General features: G+C 55.4%; 17 protein-coding genes. 13 read left to right on the top strand and 4 right to left on the bottom strand.

The genetic code is table 11. The features are described 5' to 3' along the window. Positions 1-438 precede the first annotated feature (438 nt). The 4 genes from hemL to ADS46_RS02070 are packed head-to-tail and all read right to left on the bottom strand — an operon-like array spanning position 439 to position 4,818. Entirely contained in the window at positions 439-1,719 is a 1,281-nt protein-coding gene (gene hemL, locus ADS46_RS02055; protein WP_066315631.1) for a glutamate-1-semialdehyde 2,1-aminomutase, read from the bottom strand. Positions 1,720-1,766: 47 nt separating this feature from the next. Continuing rightward, complete coding sequence (thiD, locus tag ADS46_RS02060) at positions 1,767-2,576, bottom strand: bifunctional hydroxymethylpyrimidine kinase/phosphomethylpyrimidine kinase (RefSeq protein WP_066315633.1); 810 nt, start codon at positions 2,574-2,576, stop codon at positions 1,767-1,769. After that, entirely contained in the window at positions 2,576-3,007 is a 432-nt protein-coding gene (gene hemJ, locus ADS46_RS02065; RefSeq protein ID WP_066315640.1) for a protoporphyrinogen oxidase HemJ, read from the bottom strand. The genes thiD and hemJ overlap by 1 nt, the downstream gene beginning before the upstream one ends. 2 nt (positions 3,008-3,009) lie before the next feature. After that, complete coding sequence (locus ADS46_RS02070; RefSeq protein ID WP_066315642.1) at positions 3,010-4,818, bottom strand: chloride channel protein; 1,809 nt, start codon at positions 4,816-4,818, stop codon at positions 3,010-3,012. A gap of 129 nt (positions 4,819-4,947) precedes the next feature. On the opposite strand from ADS46_RS02070, the gene argC reads away from it, so the two are divergent. The 13 genes from argC to ADS46_RS02135 all read left to right on the top strand — a co-directional run bounded on the left by argC (position 4,948) and on the right by ADS46_RS02135 (position 16,133). Continuing rightward, positions 4,948-5,982, top strand: coding sequence for an N-acetyl-gamma-glutamyl-phosphate reductase (argC, locus tag ADS46_RS02075; protein ID WP_066315649.1), 1,035 nt, complete (start codon positions 4,948-4,950; stop codon positions 5,980-5,982). 133 nt (positions 5,983-6,115) lie between these two features. After that, the gene (gene erpA, locus ADS46_RS02080; protein ID WP_066315652.1) at positions 6,116-6,469 is read left to right on the top strand and encodes an iron-sulfur cluster insertion protein ErpA; all 354 of its coding nucleotides are present in this window, start codon (positions 6,116-6,118) and stop codon (positions 6,467-6,469) included. Between the two features lie 183 nt (positions 6,470-6,652). Further along, positions 6,653-7,423 carry a transporter substrate-binding domain-containing protein gene (locus ADS46_RS02085; protein WP_066315656.1) on the top strand — a complete coding sequence of 257 codons (771 nt, stop codon included), beginning with the start codon at positions 6,653-6,655 and terminating at the stop codon, positions 7,421-7,423. A 94-nt stretch (positions 7,424-7,517) separates the two neighbouring features. Further along, a complete protein-coding gene (locus tag ADS46_RS02090; RefSeq protein WP_066315658.1) occupies positions 7,518-8,189 on the top strand; it encodes an amino acid ABC transporter permease in 672 nt (223 codons plus the stop codon). A gap of 11 nt (positions 8,190-8,200) precedes the next feature. Further along, positions 8,201-8,959 carry an amino acid ABC transporter ATP-binding protein gene (locus tag ADS46_RS02095; protein WP_066315661.1) on the top strand — a complete coding sequence of 253 codons (759 nt, stop codon included), beginning with the start codon at positions 8,201-8,203 and terminating at the stop codon, positions 8,957-8,959. Positions 8,960-9,515: 556 nt separating this feature from the next. Next, on the top strand, positions 9,516-11,420 hold the full coding sequence (gene mnmG, locus ADS46_RS02100; protein ID WP_066315663.1) for a tRNA uridine-5-carboxymethylaminomethyl(34) synthesis enzyme MnmG: 1,905 nt from the start codon (positions 9,516-9,518) through the stop codon (positions 11,418-11,420). Beyond that, complete coding sequence (gene rsmG / locus ADS46_RS02105; protein WP_066315665.1) at positions 11,417-12,082, top strand: 16S rRNA (guanine(527)-N(7))-methyltransferase RsmG; 666 nt, start codon at positions 11,417-11,419, stop codon at positions 12,080-12,082. Before mnmG ends, rsmG begins: the two co-directional genes overlap by 4 nt. Next, positions 12,082-12,849, top strand: a complete 768-nt coding sequence (locus ADS46_RS02110) for a ParA family protein (RefSeq protein WP_066315667.1) — start codon at positions 12,082-12,084, stop codon at positions 12,847-12,849. Before rsmG ends, ADS46_RS02110 begins: the two co-directional genes overlap by 1 nt. Positions 12,850-12,886: 37 nt before the next feature. Beyond that, on the top strand, positions 12,887-13,810 hold the full coding sequence (locus tag ADS46_RS02115; protein ID WP_066315669.1) for a ParB/RepB/Spo0J family partition protein: 924 nt from the start codon (positions 12,887-12,889) through the stop codon (positions 13,808-13,810). Between the two features lie 225 nt (positions 13,811-14,035). After that, entirely contained in the window at positions 14,036-14,431 is a 396-nt protein-coding gene (locus tag ADS46_RS02120; protein WP_066315671.1) for an ATP synthase subunit I, read from the top strand. 16 nt (positions 14,432-14,447) lie between these two features. Beyond that, on the top strand, positions 14,448-15,275 hold the full coding sequence (atpB, locus tag ADS46_RS02125) for a F0F1 ATP synthase subunit A (protein WP_066315674.1): 828 nt from the start codon (positions 14,448-14,450) through the stop codon (positions 15,273-15,275). Positions 15,276-15,357: 82 nt separating this feature from the next. After that, positions 15,358-15,585, top strand: a complete 228-nt coding sequence (gene atpE / locus ADS46_RS02130) for a F0F1 ATP synthase subunit C (protein WP_027337319.1) — start codon at positions 15,358-15,360, stop codon at positions 15,583-15,585. Between the two features lie 77 nt (positions 15,586-15,662). Then, positions 15,663-16,133: a F0F1 ATP synthase subunit B gene (locus ADS46_RS02135; RefSeq protein ID WP_066315677.1), complete on the top strand. Its 471-nt coding sequence runs from the start codon at positions 15,663-15,665 to the stop codon at positions 16,131-16,133. Positions 16,134-16,136: the final 3 nt, after the last annotated feature.

Consider the following 16,136-nt stretch of genomic DNA (forward strand, 5'->3'; position numbering starts at 1 on the left):
TTTTTAATGCGAAAGGGGCGAAGGAAAGATGAGGTTGCTTGAGTGAGCCAGCATTAGCTATCTCATAAATGAATAAAAAACGCTTAAAATACAATGTTATAAAGAATTGATTATTAACAGGCACAGCGAAAAGTCCCGACGCCTGATGTCATGGCACGATTGTGATCAATGATGGAGCCGAGCTTGTGCTGATATTTATCGAGGATTAGGGAGGGTTACAGTGCCGGGTCAGCCCAAGAAAGCTGTCAGCAATATAAAATTACAATTACGTTCGGGGATACGTACTGGAATCCAGAACTTACAAAGAGCAGAAAACTGCTATCGCTTTGCTTTGGGTCGCCAATAGGCAGGGCACGAATCGAATAATGGCCTCTACAACGCAAAGAGCCGCTGGTGATCAGCGGCTCTTTGCGTATAGCGGGTTTTCATTACTTTTAATTACATCAAGGCAAAGGCTTTCTCGGCGGCATCCAGCGTTTTCTGGATATCTTCGGGTGTATGGGCGCTGGACATGAAGCCCGCTTCGAACGCCGAGGGGGCAAGATAGACGCCTTGATCAAGCATCGCGCCGAAGAAACGGCGAAACGCTTCGGGGTCGCAGGCGGTCGCCTGGGCAAAGTTATCCACACGGCGCTGGCCGGTAAAAAAGATCCCGAACATACCGCCCGCCGATTGGGTCATCATCGGCACGTTGGCGGCATTGGCGCGTTCCTGTAGACCGGTGCACAAGGTTTCAACACGTTGGGTCAGGGCATCATGGAAGCCGGGTACCTGAAGCTTGGTCAGAAGCGCGATACCGGCCGCCATGGCCAGCGGATTGCCTGAGAGTGTGCCCGCCTGATAAATCGGCCCCATCGGCGAAATGTTCTGCATGATCTCGCGTTTGCCGCCAAAGGCGCCGACCGGCATACCGCCACCCACGATCTTGCCAAGGCAGGTGAGGTCGGGGGTCACACCGTAATGAGCCTGGGCCCCGCCAAGCGCCACGCGAAAACCAGTCATCACTTCATCGAAAATCAGTACGCTGTCGTGCTCGTTACACACGCGACGCAGCGTCTCGAGAAAGCCTGGCTGAGGCGGAATGCAATTCATGTTGCCGGAGACCGGCTCGACGATGATGCAGGCGATCTCATCGCCCATCTCTTCAAAGCACGCCTCGACACCTTCGGGGTCGTTATACGACAAGGTAATGGTGTGCTCGGCAAGCGACGCTGGCACACCCGGTGAGCTCGGCTCGCCATGGGTCAAAGCTCCGGACCCGGCTTTGACCAGCAGCGAATCGGAGTGACCGTGGTAGTTGCCTTCAAACTTGACGATCTTGTCTCGACCGGTAGTGCCGCGAGCGAGGCGGATGGCCGACATCGTCGCTTCGGTACCGGAACTGGTCATGCGCACCATTTCCATTGACGGGATCATTTCGCAGATCAGGTCCGCCATGGTGGTTTCAACCGCCGTCGGGGTACCAAACGACAGGCCGTTATCCAACCGGGCACGCACCGCCGCAAGCACATCCTGGTCCGCATGCCCGGTAATCATCGGCCCCCATGAACCCACGTAGTCGACGTAGCGATTGCCTTCAACGTCGAACAGATAAGCGCCTTGTGCGCGCTCCATGAATACCGGCGGGCGATGCAACCCCTTGAAGGCCCGCACCGGGGAGTTAACGCCGCCCGGAATATGGCGGCTGGCTAGTTCAAACAATTCAGCGGAAGTCGTCATGGCGTCCTCTTCATTCATTGCGTCATTAATCGCATGGCGTCATCAAATCAAAAGCGTGAAGCGCGTGGGGTACGGTTAGGTAAATACTGCCCACTTGGGGTCTCATAACCTTGTGACAAGCTTTGCCAAGTATAGTGCTGGGCCTGCTCGCAGGCTGTAAGTAAGCGCTCACCTACAGCCAGGCGGGCTGCAATCGACGATGCCAGCGTGCACCCCGAACCATGAAATTGCTCTGGTAAACGCGGCCATAGCCATTGTCGGGTATTATCCGGTGAATGCAGCGTCAGCAATACCTGATCGTCATTGCCGGGTAACGGATCATCGGTCGCCGACACCAGCACCGCCTGGCAACCCAGCGAAAGCAGTACTACCGCCCTTGCCGTATCGTCATCCGTTGCCTGACATTCGGGCGTGAGCGCTGCCAATTCGGCACGGTTGGGTGTCAGGATATCGACCAGGGGAAGCAGTCGCGCGATGTACTGTTGACGCAACTCAGGTGTCGAGAGTTCAGCGCCGCCACCCGCTTTCAGCACCGGGTCTGCCACCACCGGGACCCCAGGGAAACGCCGGATAATCGATATGACCGCCTCAAGCGTTGCCTCACTGCTGATCAAACCAAGCTTGATGGCCGCCACCGGCAGGGTCGCGATTTCATCGACCATCTGGTTGATGAGATGTGCATCGGTGGGCACCACCCGCACTACGTCATGGCAGTTTTGAATGGTCAGCGCGGTGGGAACGGTCACCGCCCAGCCGCCGCAGGCAGCGATGGATTCACTATCGGCGATCAATCCAGCGCCGCCGGTCGGGTCATGCCCGGCCAGTACGAGTACAACAGGGGGTAATGGTTGGCGCATCAGAACGGTTTCACCACCGCCAGCAAGATAATGCCGATCAGGCCAATCACCGGTAACTCGTTAAACCAGCGGAAAAACACATGACTTTTGGTGCAGCGTGCCTGGCTGAACTGCTTGAAATAAATCAGGCAGACATGATGATAGGCAATCAACAGCGCAATCAGCAGCAGCTTTGCATGCATCCATCCCTGGCTGAGCCAGGCGGGTGCCAGATACAGAAGCCAGCCACCGAAAATCAGCACGGCAATCATCGACGGCATCATAATGCCCCGATAGAGCTTACGTTCCATGGTCGTAAAATACGTCATCGCTTGCTGATCATCCGCATCGCGTGCCTGGGCATGATAGACAAACAGCCTGGGTAGATAAAACATGGCGGCAAACCAGGTTACCATCGCGATTAGATGAATCGCTTTGATCCATAAATACATTGTCACTCCTTAGGCTGAGGCTCTTTGTGAGATGAATCATTATCGCGAGGATCGCTGTAATGGTAATAACGCTCGATAGCGCCCCGAGTGATGATACCTGAAATACGCTGTTGTTTCGGCCGATTACCGTGGACCACATAAAGCGCGTCCAGAGCGTCATTCTGCAACGTCAAAAAGGCTTCGGAAAGGGTCGCCTGTAACGCGATAGGCGCCATTTCAAGGCGCTCCCCAGGTATTTCCAACAAATCGATCAACCCTTCATTGGAGGCGTTATCGCTCGATGACTCATCGTGCTCAATCATCCAACGCGCCAGGGCAGCGGCTTTAAGCCCAAGCACCGGCTTATCGGAACTGGAGCGTTCGATCACCAGCCATATCGGGTTATTTTCCAGTAAGCGGCGCGCCTGGTCCGGCGTTATCATCCGCGATGTGCGTACCAGGTGACGCTCCATCACCGCTGGCACCGAGACCCTGGATAGCGCTTGCATCAAGGGTTGCTGTAGCGGGTGCAGCCCATAGCGCACGCTGCTGATAAAAAACCCCTCGCAACCGGTTAATTGACGTGACGTCAGGCAGGCAACCACCACTGCCAGCATGCCCGGCAACATGATGCCTGGCGTATGGGTGAGCTCCAGCAGCGCCATGAGCGCCGCCAGCGGTGCCTGCAAGACGGCTCCCATCATCGCCGCCATCCCCAACATGGCATAAATGCCCGGGTCAGCGGCTTTGGCCCCCCATACCCAGTCCCCCAAGAGGCCACTCAGGGCCCCCGTCGCGGCGCCTATCACCAACACCGGGCCAATGATCCCGATAGGTACCCCCCCGGCAACCGTCAGCGTGGTTACTACCAGCTTTACCGCAATCAGCGCCAATAACACCTGAACCGTCAACTGGTTATTGAGGGCAGCGGCCACACTGTCGTAGCCAATCCCTTGCACCTCGGGAAACCAGAAGGCGGCCACACCGGTTATAAGTGCAACAATACCCAGGCGGCCCCACAGGGGCCACTGCTGAAAGCGCTGCAAGCGCGATAAATGAATGAAACCGCCCGCCAGCAAACCAATCACCAGGCCCGTCATGACCACCCAGGGCAGGTTCATTAATGAGCCGAGGGCAACGTCGGGAATATGGAACGCCGGTTGATTGCCGTAAACCACTTGAGCCACCAGCGCACCCATCATGGACGCCAATATGACGGGCATGAAGCTCATCATCGTATACTCCATCATCACCACTTCCATGGCAAAGATGACACCGGCAATGGGCGTGTTGAATGAGGCTGAAATCCCCGCGGCGGTGCCGCAGGCAACCAGTACCCGTAAACTGTTGTTGGGTAGTCGCATCCGCTGGCCAAGGCCACTCGACGCCGCCGCCCCAAGATGAATGGCAGGCCCCTCACGACCCGCCGAAAGGCCTCCCAGCACGGCCACGACGCCCACCCACCATTGGTTGAGCCAGTTGCGCAGCGGGAAACGGCCTTGATGGTAGGTCAGGCGTTCGATGACATGGGCCACGCCAAGCTTACGGGCCGCCGCTTTCTGGCGGTAAAGCAGGACGCCGATCAAGCCAACGGCCAAAAACGGAAGCGCTGCCCGCCCCCAGGGCGCCAGTGACTCAAACGCTTCCGGGTTGCCCTCGGGCATATAAAGCAACGCCCCTGCAGATAGCAGCAAACGAAACACGACCATCAAGGCACCGGTAATCAGCCCCGACACCAAGCCCAATACGCATAGCTGGGGCAGCGCATCGACATTGGCCAACTGGCGCCGAAAACTGTCCAGGGTGAAATCAGATCGAGAAAAACGCGCCACAGGCGACCATCCTTGCTCTTGTGTCTATACACTCTTGTGTATCATAGCTGGATACGCATAAACAGCTTGGTATCCTATGCTTAAGCCGTTGGCGATTCGTTTTGCGCTCAAAATCTGCAAGGAGTCATTGTGATCAAGGTAGGCATTGTTGGCGGCACAGGCTACACCGGCGTCGAGCTGCTTCGGCTTCTCGCCATGCATCCTCACGTCGAAGTAGCAGCGATCACGTCACGTTCAGAAGCGGGCGTGAAGGTCAGCGACATGTACCCAAATCTGCGTGGGCACTACGACACGCTGGCGTTTAGCGAGCCCGACGCCAAACAGCTGGGCATTCTGGATGCGGTGTTTTTTGCCACCCCCCACGGGGTGGCTCACGCCCTGGCAGGCGAATTGCTGGATCAAGGTACCCGCGTGATTGATCTCTCAGCGGATTTTCGCCTGCGCGATGCCGACGAATGGGCGTATTGGTATGGTCAACCCCACGGAGCACCTGCCTTGCTTGGCGAAGCGGTTTACGGCCTGCCGGAAATGCACCGTGAACAGATCAAAACGGCGCGCCTGGTCGCTGTACCGGGGTGTTACCCTACCGCCGTTCAGTTGGGTTATCTGCCATTGCTGGAAGCCGGTTTGGTGGATGCCGGACGGCTGATCGCCGACTGCAAGTCAGGCGTCACGGGTGCCGGTCGCGGGGCTAAAGTCGGTTCGTTATTGGCCGAAGCCAGCGAGTCCATGAAAGCGTACGGTGCTTCCGGGCATCGCCACTTGCCCGAAATCCGCCAGGGGCTCACCGACATTCAGGCCGGTGCCGTGAGCCTGACCTTCGTACCACACCTGACGCCCATGATTCGCGGTATTCACGCCACCCTGTATTCGACACTCAACGCAGCACCCGGCGACCTTCAGGCACTGTTTGAACGTCGCTACGCAGGCGAACCCTGCGTTGACGTCATGCCCGCTGGCAGTCACCCGGAAACACGCAGTGTGAAAGGTACCAATACGTGTCGTATTGCGGTTCACCGCCCGGAGAATAGTGATACGGTTGTGGTGCTATCGGTGATCGATAATCTGGTAAAGGGAGCCTCGGGGCAGGCCGTCCAAAACCTCAATCTGATGTTTGGCTTTGATGAAGCCACCGGCCTAAGTGCCCCGGCCGTTATGCCCTAGCCTCCATTGGGTCGGTAATAGTTGACCCTTTTGCTAGGTTTTACTCATAATTAACATTCATGCAGTCTATTCGCTTCGGGGCGAGCTTCTGTCACTAAGTGATATTCGCCCTATTCGCTCACGGGAGGTAGCCATGAGCAGCGCAGAATCCTTTGTTCCAACGCCACTGTTGTTGTCCGATAGTGCTCAAAAACGTATCAACGCCTTGATGGCAGAGGAAAACAACTCAACGCTTAAACTACGCGTTTATGTCACCGGCGGTGGCTGTTCAGGTTTCCAATACGGCTTTGATTTTGCCGATAACGTTGCCGATGACGACACCGTTATCGAATTTGGTGACGCCGCTCTGGTGGTTGATCCCCTCTCCTACCAGTATCTGGTGGGTTCAACCGTTGACTACGAAGAAGGCCTTGCAGGCGCTCGTTTTCGCGTGCAAAACCCCAATGCCACCACCACCTGTGGTTGTGGTGCATCGTTTATGGTGTAGCAGCGTCACCTTGAATAAGGTTGGGCAGCGTCGACCCAGCGTTTACCGCAATCCCCACCCGTGACTTGACGCCCTGATGGTTTCTCGCCAAGGTTAATATGTCAATAACAGGCTTAGCTACCCGTCGCAAAGCGGTGCTCACTGCTTTGTGGCACTTTGCCATACAAACCACGGGGAAAACCTATGAAATCGCTGTTATCACGCACCGTACTGCCTTTATCCGCCCTGACGCTTGCGTTGGGCAGTGCTTCTGCTCAGGCGCAAGAGACGCCTACCGTCAATGTCGCCACTGACCCAAGCTTCGTCCCCTTTGAGATGATGGATGAAGACACCGGCGAGATGGTCGGCTTCGACATCGATATCATCAACGAAGTGGCCGACCGGGCGGGCTTTGAAGTCGATCTCACCACCATGGACTTCTCAGGCATTATTCCTGCCGTGCAAACCGGTAACCAGGAGATTGCCATTGCCGGGATCACCATTACCGAAGAGCGGGCGGAGATCGTTGATTTTTCTGACCCCTACTACGATTCAGGCCTACGGATCATCGTTCGAGCCGATAGCGACGTTGAAGACATTGATGACCTGGAAGGCATGACCATCGCCACCAAAACAGGCTCCACCAGCTACGACTTCCTGGAAGAAAAGTTTGGTGACGACGCCGACTATACGCCCTACCCCGGTACTTCCGACATGTACATGGCGCTATTGGGCCGCAATGTCGATGCCGTCTTCTACGACGCCCCCAACGTCGCTTACTTCTCACAAACCCGGGGTGAAGGTCGTACCAAGGTGGTGGGTCCCCTTTACGAAGGCCAGCAATATGGCATCGTCTTCAACAAAGGCAGCGAGTGGGTAGAACCCACCAACGAAGCCTTGGCTGAAATGCGCGAAGACGGCACCTACGATGAAATCTATGAAAAATGGTTTGGTGAAGCGCCCAGCGACGAATAACTACCGCTGATCGTTCTTTAACCATTTCATCAGGGCCGGGCGGCCTCGCCCCCGGCCCTGTTCGTTTGTCTTCTCGTCTCTCAGGAGAACGCGCGTGGAACCGAGCTTTGAGTTTAATTGGGAAGCGACCATTAACTCGATTCCCCATTTGCTACCGGGGATCCCCTATACCCTGCTGATTTCCTTTGGCGGGCTCGCCATCGGCTTTTTTATCGGCATCTTTTTTGGCCTTCTACGCATCAGCCCACTCCGCTGGCTGCGCTGGCCCGCCATCGTCTATGTCGAAGTCTTTCGTGGCACCCCTATTCTGGTTCAGGTGCTGTTTATCTTTTATGGCCTACCTCAACTGCTGGGGAGCCCTATCAATGCTCTCGTTGCGGGCATTGCGGCCATTGCCGTTAACTCGGGGGCTTATATTTCCGAGATCGTGCGGGGCGGTGTTCAATCCATTGAACGAGGCCAGCGAGAAGCTTCCCTGTCGCTGGGGCTGTCACGTACCCAGGCGTTTCGATATGTCATCTGGCCCCAGGCGTTTCGCCGCATGATCCCGCCACTGGGCAACCAGGGCATTATCAGTATCAAGGATACCTCTTTATTTTCGGTGATCGGGGTAGGTGAGCTGGTTCGTCAGGGCCAGGTTTACATTGCCAGCACCTTTACCGCGATGGAGGTCTACCTGATGGTGGCCATCATGTACCTCGCTATCACCTGGACCCTTTCAATCATCTTGCGCCAGCTTGAAAACAAAGGCTTGGTAGGCCAATAAGGAGACGCACAATGAACGACAATGCTCAGCAGATTGTGCGTATGCAGCAGCTCAATAAACACTTTGGTAGCCTGCACGTACTCAAAAACATTGATATGCACATCACCCCTGGTGAAGTGGTCGTGGTGATCGGTGCCAGCGGGTCAGGTAAATCCACACTGATCCGTTGCATCAACGGACTGGAGGAATTCCAGTCCGGTTCGCTGGAGGTCGACGGTAACGAGTTGCTGCCCAACGGCAAAAGTGGCCAGGCACTGCAAACCATCCGCACCGAAGTCGGTATGGTATTCCAGCAGTTCAATCTCTTTCCTCATTTAAGCGTTATCGACAACGTCACCCTCGCGCCCATGAAAGTGCGCGGCTGGAACCGTTCAGACGCCCTGGAAGCTGCCAAGCGCCTCCTCGACCGCGTAGGCATCGCCGACCAGGCAGACAAGTATCCCAGTCAGCTCTCCGGCGGTCAGCAGCAGCGTGTGGCACTCGCCCGTGCACTTGCCATGGAACCGCGGTTAATGCTGTTTGACGAGCCTACCTCGGCCCTTGACCCTGAAATGATTGGCGAAGTGCTTGATGCCATGCGAGAGCTCGCTAAAGAGGGCATGACCATGGTCATTGTCACCCATGAAATGGGCTTCGCGCGTGAAGTCGCCGACCGTGTGGTGTTCATTCACCAGGGGGAAATCACGGAAGAGGGGCCCCCTGAACAGCTGTTCGATACGCCTCGACACGAACGTACCCAGTCATTTTTGGCTCGGGTACTCAAGCACTGATATAGCCAAAAAATACGCTTGATAAACGACATTCAATGGCCTGTGATCACCACAGGCCATTTTTTTGCCTGTGGATAAGATAATTTTCTGAATGGCCTCAATCCCTCGCGAGCCACCATCATGCCGCCTTCAAGCGGGATTGATCGTATTTACTCCACTTGTTCACAGTCACGGTAACAACTCCGGTATACACGAGTGGAAAACCCGTGTCTCATCACATCGGTGGATAAAACGAGCTTTCATCCACAGGCCCAACACCGTTTCTACTCAGTTAGTCCGCCGTTTAATCATGTAAAAGTCAACAATATAAGATATTGAAAATTATAAAGTTAATTTGCTTATCAACAGATTTTGTCCACACCAGTAGTAACAACATCAATAGAACTTCTCTTATATAATATTTATGTTGTTATTAATAAGCGCTGCTGAGCCAATGGGGGTGTGGAAAAAACTGACGGTTACCCACAAGGGGTTTATACTGGCGGGCTTATTGGATTAAGGTGCTCATGCACCGACTCAACTCATCCGTGCCTGATGGCACAAGACGAGGTGTCTCTTGAATTACCCTGACCGCTTTGATGTCATTGTCATCGGCGGTGGCCATGCGGGAACTGAAGCCGCGTTGGCCTCTGCTCGCATGGGCTGTCAAACGCTGTTGCTTACGCACAACATCGAAACACTCGGCCAAATGTCGTGTAACCCGGCCATTGGCGGGATTGGCAAGAGCCATCTCGTCAAGGAAATTGATGCACTGGGCGGCGCCATGGGGCTTGCCACAGACGCAGGTGGCATCCAATTTCGTGTCTTGAACGCACGCAAAGGGCCTGCCGTTCGAGCAACCCGTGCCCAGGCTGATCGCGTACGTTACAAAGCGGCCATCCGTGGCATGCTTGAAAACCAGCCAAACCTGACGATTTTCCAGCAGGCTGCGGGCGATCTGATTGTGGATAACGACACCGTGCGGGGCGTGGTGACGGAAACCGGTATTCGGTTTCACAGTGAATCCGTCGTGCTCTCGACCGGTACTTTCCTCGGCGGTGTGATTCACATTGGGCTTGATCAAACTCGCGGTGGCCGAGCAGGCGATGCGCCCTCCAATGCCTTGGCTGAGCGACTGCGTGCTCTGCCGTTCCGGGTCGATCGTCTGAAAACCGGTACACCACCACGCATTGATGCCAAAACTGTTGATTTCTCTCAATTTGAAGAGCAACCCGGTGACACGCCAACGCCGGTAATGTCCTATCTCGGCTCAAGGGACATGCACCCCAAGCAGATGAGCTGTCATATTGGGCAAACCAACGAGCGCACTCATGAAATCATCATGGCGAACCTCGAACGTTCGCCGATGTATTCGGGCGTAATCGAGGGCATCGGGCCGCGTTATTGCCCTTCGATAGAAGACAAAGTCCATCGCTTTGCCGATAAATCAAGCCACCAGATATTTATCGAACCCGAAGGTCTGGATACCAATGAGCTGTATCCCAACGGGATTTCCACCTCCTTGCCGTTCGATATACAGCTTCAGGTTGTGCGCTCGATCAAGGGAATGGAAAACGCGCATATCACTCGGCCAGGCTACGCGATCGAGTACGATTTCTTTGACCCGCGGGATTTGCAACATTCCCTGGAAACGAAATTTATCCACAACCTGTTTTTTGCTGGGCAAATCAACGGCACGACCGGTTACGAAGAAGCCGGTGCTCAGGGCTTGCTCGCAGGGCTGAACGCGGCACGCCGTGCCAGGCAGCTGGAGGCGTGGTATCCACGCCGCGACGAAGCCTACCTTGGCGTGTTGGTCGATGATTTGATCACCATGGGAACCAAGGAACCTTACCGCATGTTCACGTCACGTGCGGAATACCGTCTGTTACTGCGTGAAGACAACGCCGATCTCCGGCTCACTGAAAAAGGCCGCGAATTGGGTCTGGTGGATGACGTGCGCTGGGCAGCATTCAGTCAAAAGCGCGATGCCATCGAACACGAGTCAGCCCGTCTTGCCAGCACCTGGGTTCAGCCTAAAAGCCCGGCCGCCGCTGTCATCGCCGAGCACACCGGCCAGGCGCTGAACCGCGAATACCGGTTGAGCGATCTGCTTAAACGCCCGGAATTGACCTATGAGACCTTGACCCATCTTCCCGGTCTGGAAGCCTCGCCGGTGACCGACGAAGCTGTCGCCGAACAAGTCCAGATTCAAGCCAAGTATCAGGGCTATATCGATCGTCAGCAGGACGAGATTGATAAACTCAAGCGCCATGAGGCAATGCCACTACCCGCTGATCTGGACTATCAAGGCATTGAAGGCCTATCCAATGAAATTCGCCAGAAACTCAGCGAAGCACGGCCTGAAACCCTCGCCCAGGCAGCGCGTATTTCAGGTGTGACGCCTGCGGCCGTATCGATTTTGCTGATCCAGCTCAAGAAACGTCGGCTTATATCAACACCTGAGGTAGCCAACGGATGAGCAGCGTAGCGACGCTGTTTTCCGGTTTGCCCAGCCAGGTGGCAACACGGCTGGATGAAGGGCTCAGCGCATTAGGCACCCCCGTAACAGCCCGGCAGCATGACCAGTTGCTAGGGCTGCTCGCCCTATTGCACAAGTGGAACCGGGCTTATAATCTCACCGCAGTGCGCGATGTTAACGACATGGTATCGCGCCACGTGTTGGATAGTGCCGCCGTGCTGCCGTTTGTCGAAGGGCCCAGGCTGCTTGATGTCGGTTCAGGGCCAGGACTGCCGGGACTGGTTCTGGCCATTCTCAAGCCCGAGCTATCCGTGACCCTTCTGGACAGCAACGGCAAAAAAGTCCGCTTTCAGCGTCAGGCGGTGATGGAACTAGGGCTGTCGAATGTGACACCCGTTCAAGCGCGGGTAGAACAGTTTGCTGAAAGTGTCTTCGATCAAGTGGTTTCGCGGGCATTCGCCAGCCTGGTGGATTTTGTTAATCTGACGCGCAAACTTCCGACGGCCGAAGGGCAATGGCTGGCGATGAAAGGCCCTGGTGCCAATGAAGAATTGCGCGATCTGCCGGGTGATATTCGGCTTCACGCAAGACACACGTTAAATGTCCCCTTTGAGACGGCCGAGCGACAGCTGTTGATACTGACCCCACAAGGAGTTGAGTAGTGAGCCAGATCATTGCCCTGACCAACCAGAAAGGCGGCGTGGGCAAGTCCACTTCAGCCGTCAACTTGGCGGCCAGCCTTGCCGGACTCGACCGCCGTGTACTGCTGGTGGATCTCGATCCTCAGGGACACGCCAGCATGGGCAGTGGTATCGACAAGCACAGCCTGGAAAAAAGCGTTCTTGACGTCCTCTTGGGAGAAGCGAGCGCCGCCGACGCGATTGTCCGGCAGCCGCCCGTGAAATATGACGTGTTACCCAGCAACGGTGACTTGACCGCTGCGGAAGTCGAACTCATGCATTCAGATCAGCGCGAAAGCGGCTTGACGACGGCGCTGACGGGCGTTTTGTCGCAATACGACGTCGTGCTGATTGACTGCCCGCCGTCGCTTAATATGCTGACAGTGAATGCCCTTACGGCAGCTCACGGCGTGTTGATTCCGCTGCAGTGTGAATTCTATGCACTGGAAGGCCTTTCGGCGTTGCTGGATACGGTCGAGCAGATTAAACAGAGCATCAACCCGGATCTGGCTGTCTCCGGCATTCTGCGCACCATGTACGATAAGCGCACCAGCCTGACCCGTGAAGTTGACAAGCAACTGCGTGATTATTTCGGTGATGCCCTGCTGAAAACCACGATTCCGCGTAATGTTAAAGTGGCCGAAGCGCCCAGTCATGGTCTGCCGGTTACCCAGTACGCGCGCTTTTCGCGCGGCAGCCAGGCCTATCGTGTGTTAGCGAAAGAGCTAATTCGTCGACTCGCGCTATAATCACCACGACTGATCTATTTATCACGAGGGAATGCCCATGACGCGTAAACCCGCACTAGGACGTGGCTTGGATGCTCTGATTGGTGCTGGTGCACGTCGCCGCGATAGCCTTGAATTGGCGGCGGGTTCATCCTCACCGGCAGACAGTGATGCTGCTGCGGATACGACCACCTCACCGGGTCAGGAACGACTTGAACGTTTACCGCTCGGCCAGCTATCACGGGGTAAATATCAGCCGCGCCGCGATATTCAGCCGGAAGCGCTGGAAGAGCTCGCCGACTCGATCCGTGCTCAAGGGGTCATGCAGCCCATCGTGGTCCGCCCGATTGGTGAAGACCGCTACGAGATTGTGGCCGGCGAACGCCGCTGGCGGGCGGCTCAGCTTGCCGAATTGGATGTTATCCCCGCGGTTATCCGGGAAGTCAGCGACGAAGTTGCCCTGGCGCTGGCACTGATCGAAAACATTCAGCGCGAGAACCTCAATGCCATTGAAGAAGCGCTGGCATTGAAACGGTTAGGCGACGAGTTTGAAATGACCCAGCAGCAGATGGCCGATGCGGTAGGCAAATCGCGCACCCAGGTGGCCAATCTGTTACGTCTGCTGGCGCTGGATAATGAGGTACAGACGCTGCTCGAACGCGGTGATCTGGATATGGGGCATGCGCGCGCCCTGCTGACACTGAACAGCGCCCAACAGCGCCAGGTTGCCCACGAAGTGGTCAACAATGACCTGACCGTTCGCGCCACGGAAGCCTTGGTCAAGAAAGTACAAAGCCAACCGGTAGCGCCCACACCCAAACGTCAGGCAAAAACCTCCGACGTGGCGCGTCTTGAAACCCAGCTGGCGGAACTGCTTGGTGCTCCTGTGTCCATTGACCATGGTCAGAGGGGGAAGGGGAAAGTCACGATTCGCTATACCAGCCTGGAAGAGTTGGACGGTATTCTGGAACACATTAAATAGCCTGCTACTCGTTTAATAAATAGCAGGCTTATTAAAAACCTGCAAAAAAAGCTTATTTTTCACTCTTTGGTCGCATATCGGCGCTTGAAAGCGTGAAATACCCACAACTTCGGTTGAAGGTCTCATAGCCCTTCCCTATAATCGCGCAAGATTTGTGCAGGCTGCGCAAGGTTGTTCATTGCCTGTAGACATGGCTTTTGACATAGCTCGATAGGCTGGAATGGCATGCAGCGACTGGAAACGTTACGACGGCAGGCTTATGTCATCCGGTTGACGATTGCTCAATTGTTGGTCGCATTGGCAGGGGCGTTATTAGCGTGGGTCGTCGCCGATAGCGGCAGCGCAACATCGGTGGTGCTAGGGGCACTGGTAGCTTTTCTGCCCCAGGCATTTTTTGTTCATCGGATGGCGATCTTCCAGCAGCGTGCGCCTGCATCGCGCAATGCACTCAGGTTGTTTCGCGCCGAAGCAGGCAAGTTTGGTTTGACGGTGGCATTGTTTGCCATAGTACTCAGCACAGTACCTCCCTCAAACCCCGCTTTCTTTTTTAGTGCTTATGTCGCGGTTGTTCTAATGCATTGGCTAGCGCCCTGGCTGATGCCTAGAGAATTGCGCAACTGATCGAGGTGACAAGTCTATGGCCGCAGGAAACGAAGTCTCGCCGACTTACTATATCCAGCACCACTTGCAGAATCTGACCTTTGGTAAACATCCCGAGAACGGTTGGTCACTGGCAAGTTCTGCAGAAGAAGCACGTGAAATGGGCTTCTGGGCCGTTCACCTGGACACCATGGGCTGGTCGATTGCCATGGGGCTGTTATTCATCTGGCTTTTCCGCAAGGCCGGTAAAGTCGCCACGACCGGGGTGCCGGGTAAACTGCAAAACGCCGTTGAAATGGTCTTCGAGTTCGTCGAAAGCATGGTACAGGGCGCTTTCCACGGCCGTAACCCGATTATCGCACCGCTTGCCTTGACGCTGTTCGTGTGGATTCTGCTGATGAACACGCTCAAGATCATACCGGTGGATTATTTCCCGGAGCTGTTTGCTCGCCTGGGCGTTGATTACATGAAAATCGTGCCGACCACCGACCCCAATGCCACCTTGGGCATGGCCTTGGGCGTGTTCTGTCTGATTCTCTATTACAGCTTCAAGATGAAAGGCGTAGGCGGCTTTGCCAAAGAGTTGTCGCTGACGCCGTTCAATCACTGGGCGCTGATTCCCTTCAACCTGCTTCTGGAAATCATTGCGTTGCTGGTCAAGCCGTTCAGCCTGGCCATGCGTCTATTCGGTAACATGTTTGCCGGGGAAGTGATCTTCATCCTGATCGCCATGCTGCCTTTCTGGGCCATCTGGCTGCTGGATGTGCCGTGGGCCATCTTCCATATCCTGATCGTTACCCTGCAGGCCTTCATCTTTACTGTGCTGTCCGTGGTATATCTGAGCTCGGCCCACGAACATCACTGACCGGAGCAATGCTTGCAATACGTTAACCTTTAACATCAACCCTCAACCTTGACCTTAACCTTGAGAAACTAGGAGCAATACCATGGAACTTATCTACGTTGCCGCTTCGATTATGATTGGCCTGGGTGCCCTGGGTACCGGCATCGGCTTTGCCATCCTGGGTGGCAAGCTGATCGAGTCGACTGCACGTCAGCCGGAAATGAGCGATCAGCTGCAAACCAAAACCTTCCTGATGGCGGGTCTGCTGGACGCGGTACCGATGATCGGTGTTGGTATCGCGATGTACCTGATCTTCGTTGTTGCCGGTTAATGACAGCTTAGCCGAGCGGCATTCCGCTCGGTTTTGTTTCACTCCGGTCGCCACGAACCTGTCAGAGGTACATTCCTGTGAATATCAACATGACGCTAATTGGGCAGACGATCGCATTCGCGATCTTTGTCTGGTTCTGCATAAAGTATGTGTGGCCACCGATCAGCAACGCGCTCCATGAGCGTCAGAAGAAGATTGCTGATGGCCTCGACGCAGCCAGCCGTGCTTCTCGCGATCTCGAAGTCGCCCAGGAGAAAGCCGAGCAAACCCTGCGTGAGAGCAAGGAACAGGCTTCCCAAATTCTCGAGCAGGCCAACAAGCGTTCTGCTCAGATCGTTGAAGAAGCCCGCGATCAGGCCCGCGCTGAAGGCGAGCGTCTGGTGGCAAGCGCACGTTCCGAGATTGAGCAAGAAGTGAACCGTGCTAAAGAGGATCTTCGTGCCCAAGTCTCTCACCTTGCCATTATCGGTGCTGAGCGCGTCTTGGAAGCGTCGGTCGACGAACAAGCCCATCGCAAGTTACTCGATGAGCTGGCTGCCGAACTGTAAGGA

Source organism: Halomonas sp. G11 (assembly GCF_001663515.1).
Classification (GTDB): Bacteria; Pseudomonadota; Gammaproteobacteria; order Pseudomonadales; family Halomonadaceae; genus Vreelandella.

Bases quoted from the DNA above. Each gene is read 5' to 3' on its own strand.
- hemL (WP_066315631.1), bottom strand. From the start codon at position 1,719: ATGACGACTTCCGCTGAATTGTTTGAACTAGCCAGCCGCCATATTCCG.
- thiD (WP_066315633.1), bottom strand. From the start codon at position 2,576: ATGCGCCAACCATTACCCCCTGTTGTACTCGTACTGGCCGGGCATGAC.
- hemJ (WP_066315640.1), bottom strand. From the start codon at position 3,007: ATGTATTTATGGATCAAAGCGATTCATCTAATCGCGATGGTAACCTGG.
- erpA (WP_066315652.1), top strand. From the start codon at position 6,116: ATGAGCAGCGCAGAATCCTTTGTTCCAACGCCACTGTTGTTGTCCGAT.
- ADS46_RS02085 (WP_066315656.1), top strand. From the start codon at position 6,653: ATGAAATCGCTGTTATCACGCACCGTACTGCCTTTATCCGCCCTGACG.
- ADS46_RS02095 (WP_066315661.1), top strand. From the start codon at position 8,201: ATGAACGACAATGCTCAGCAGATTGTGCGTATGCAGCAGCTCAATAAA.
- rsmG (WP_066315665.1), top strand. From the start codon at position 11,417: ATGAGCAGCGTAGCGACGCTGTTTTCCGGTTTGCCCAGCCAGGTGGCA.
- ADS46_RS02115 (WP_066315669.1), top strand. From the start codon at position 12,887: ATGACGCGTAAACCCGCACTAGGACGTGGCTTGGATGCTCTGATTGGT.
- ADS46_RS02120 (WP_066315671.1), top strand. From the start codon at position 14,036: ATGCAGCGACTGGAAACGTTACGACGGCAGGCTTATGTCATCCGGTTG.
- atpB (WP_066315674.1), top strand. From the start codon at position 14,448: ATGGCCGCAGGAAACGAAGTCTCGCCGACTTACTATATCCAGCACCAC.
- atpE (WP_027337319.1), top strand. From the start codon at position 15,358: ATGGAACTTATCTACGTTGCCGCTTCGATTATGATTGGCCTGGGTGCC.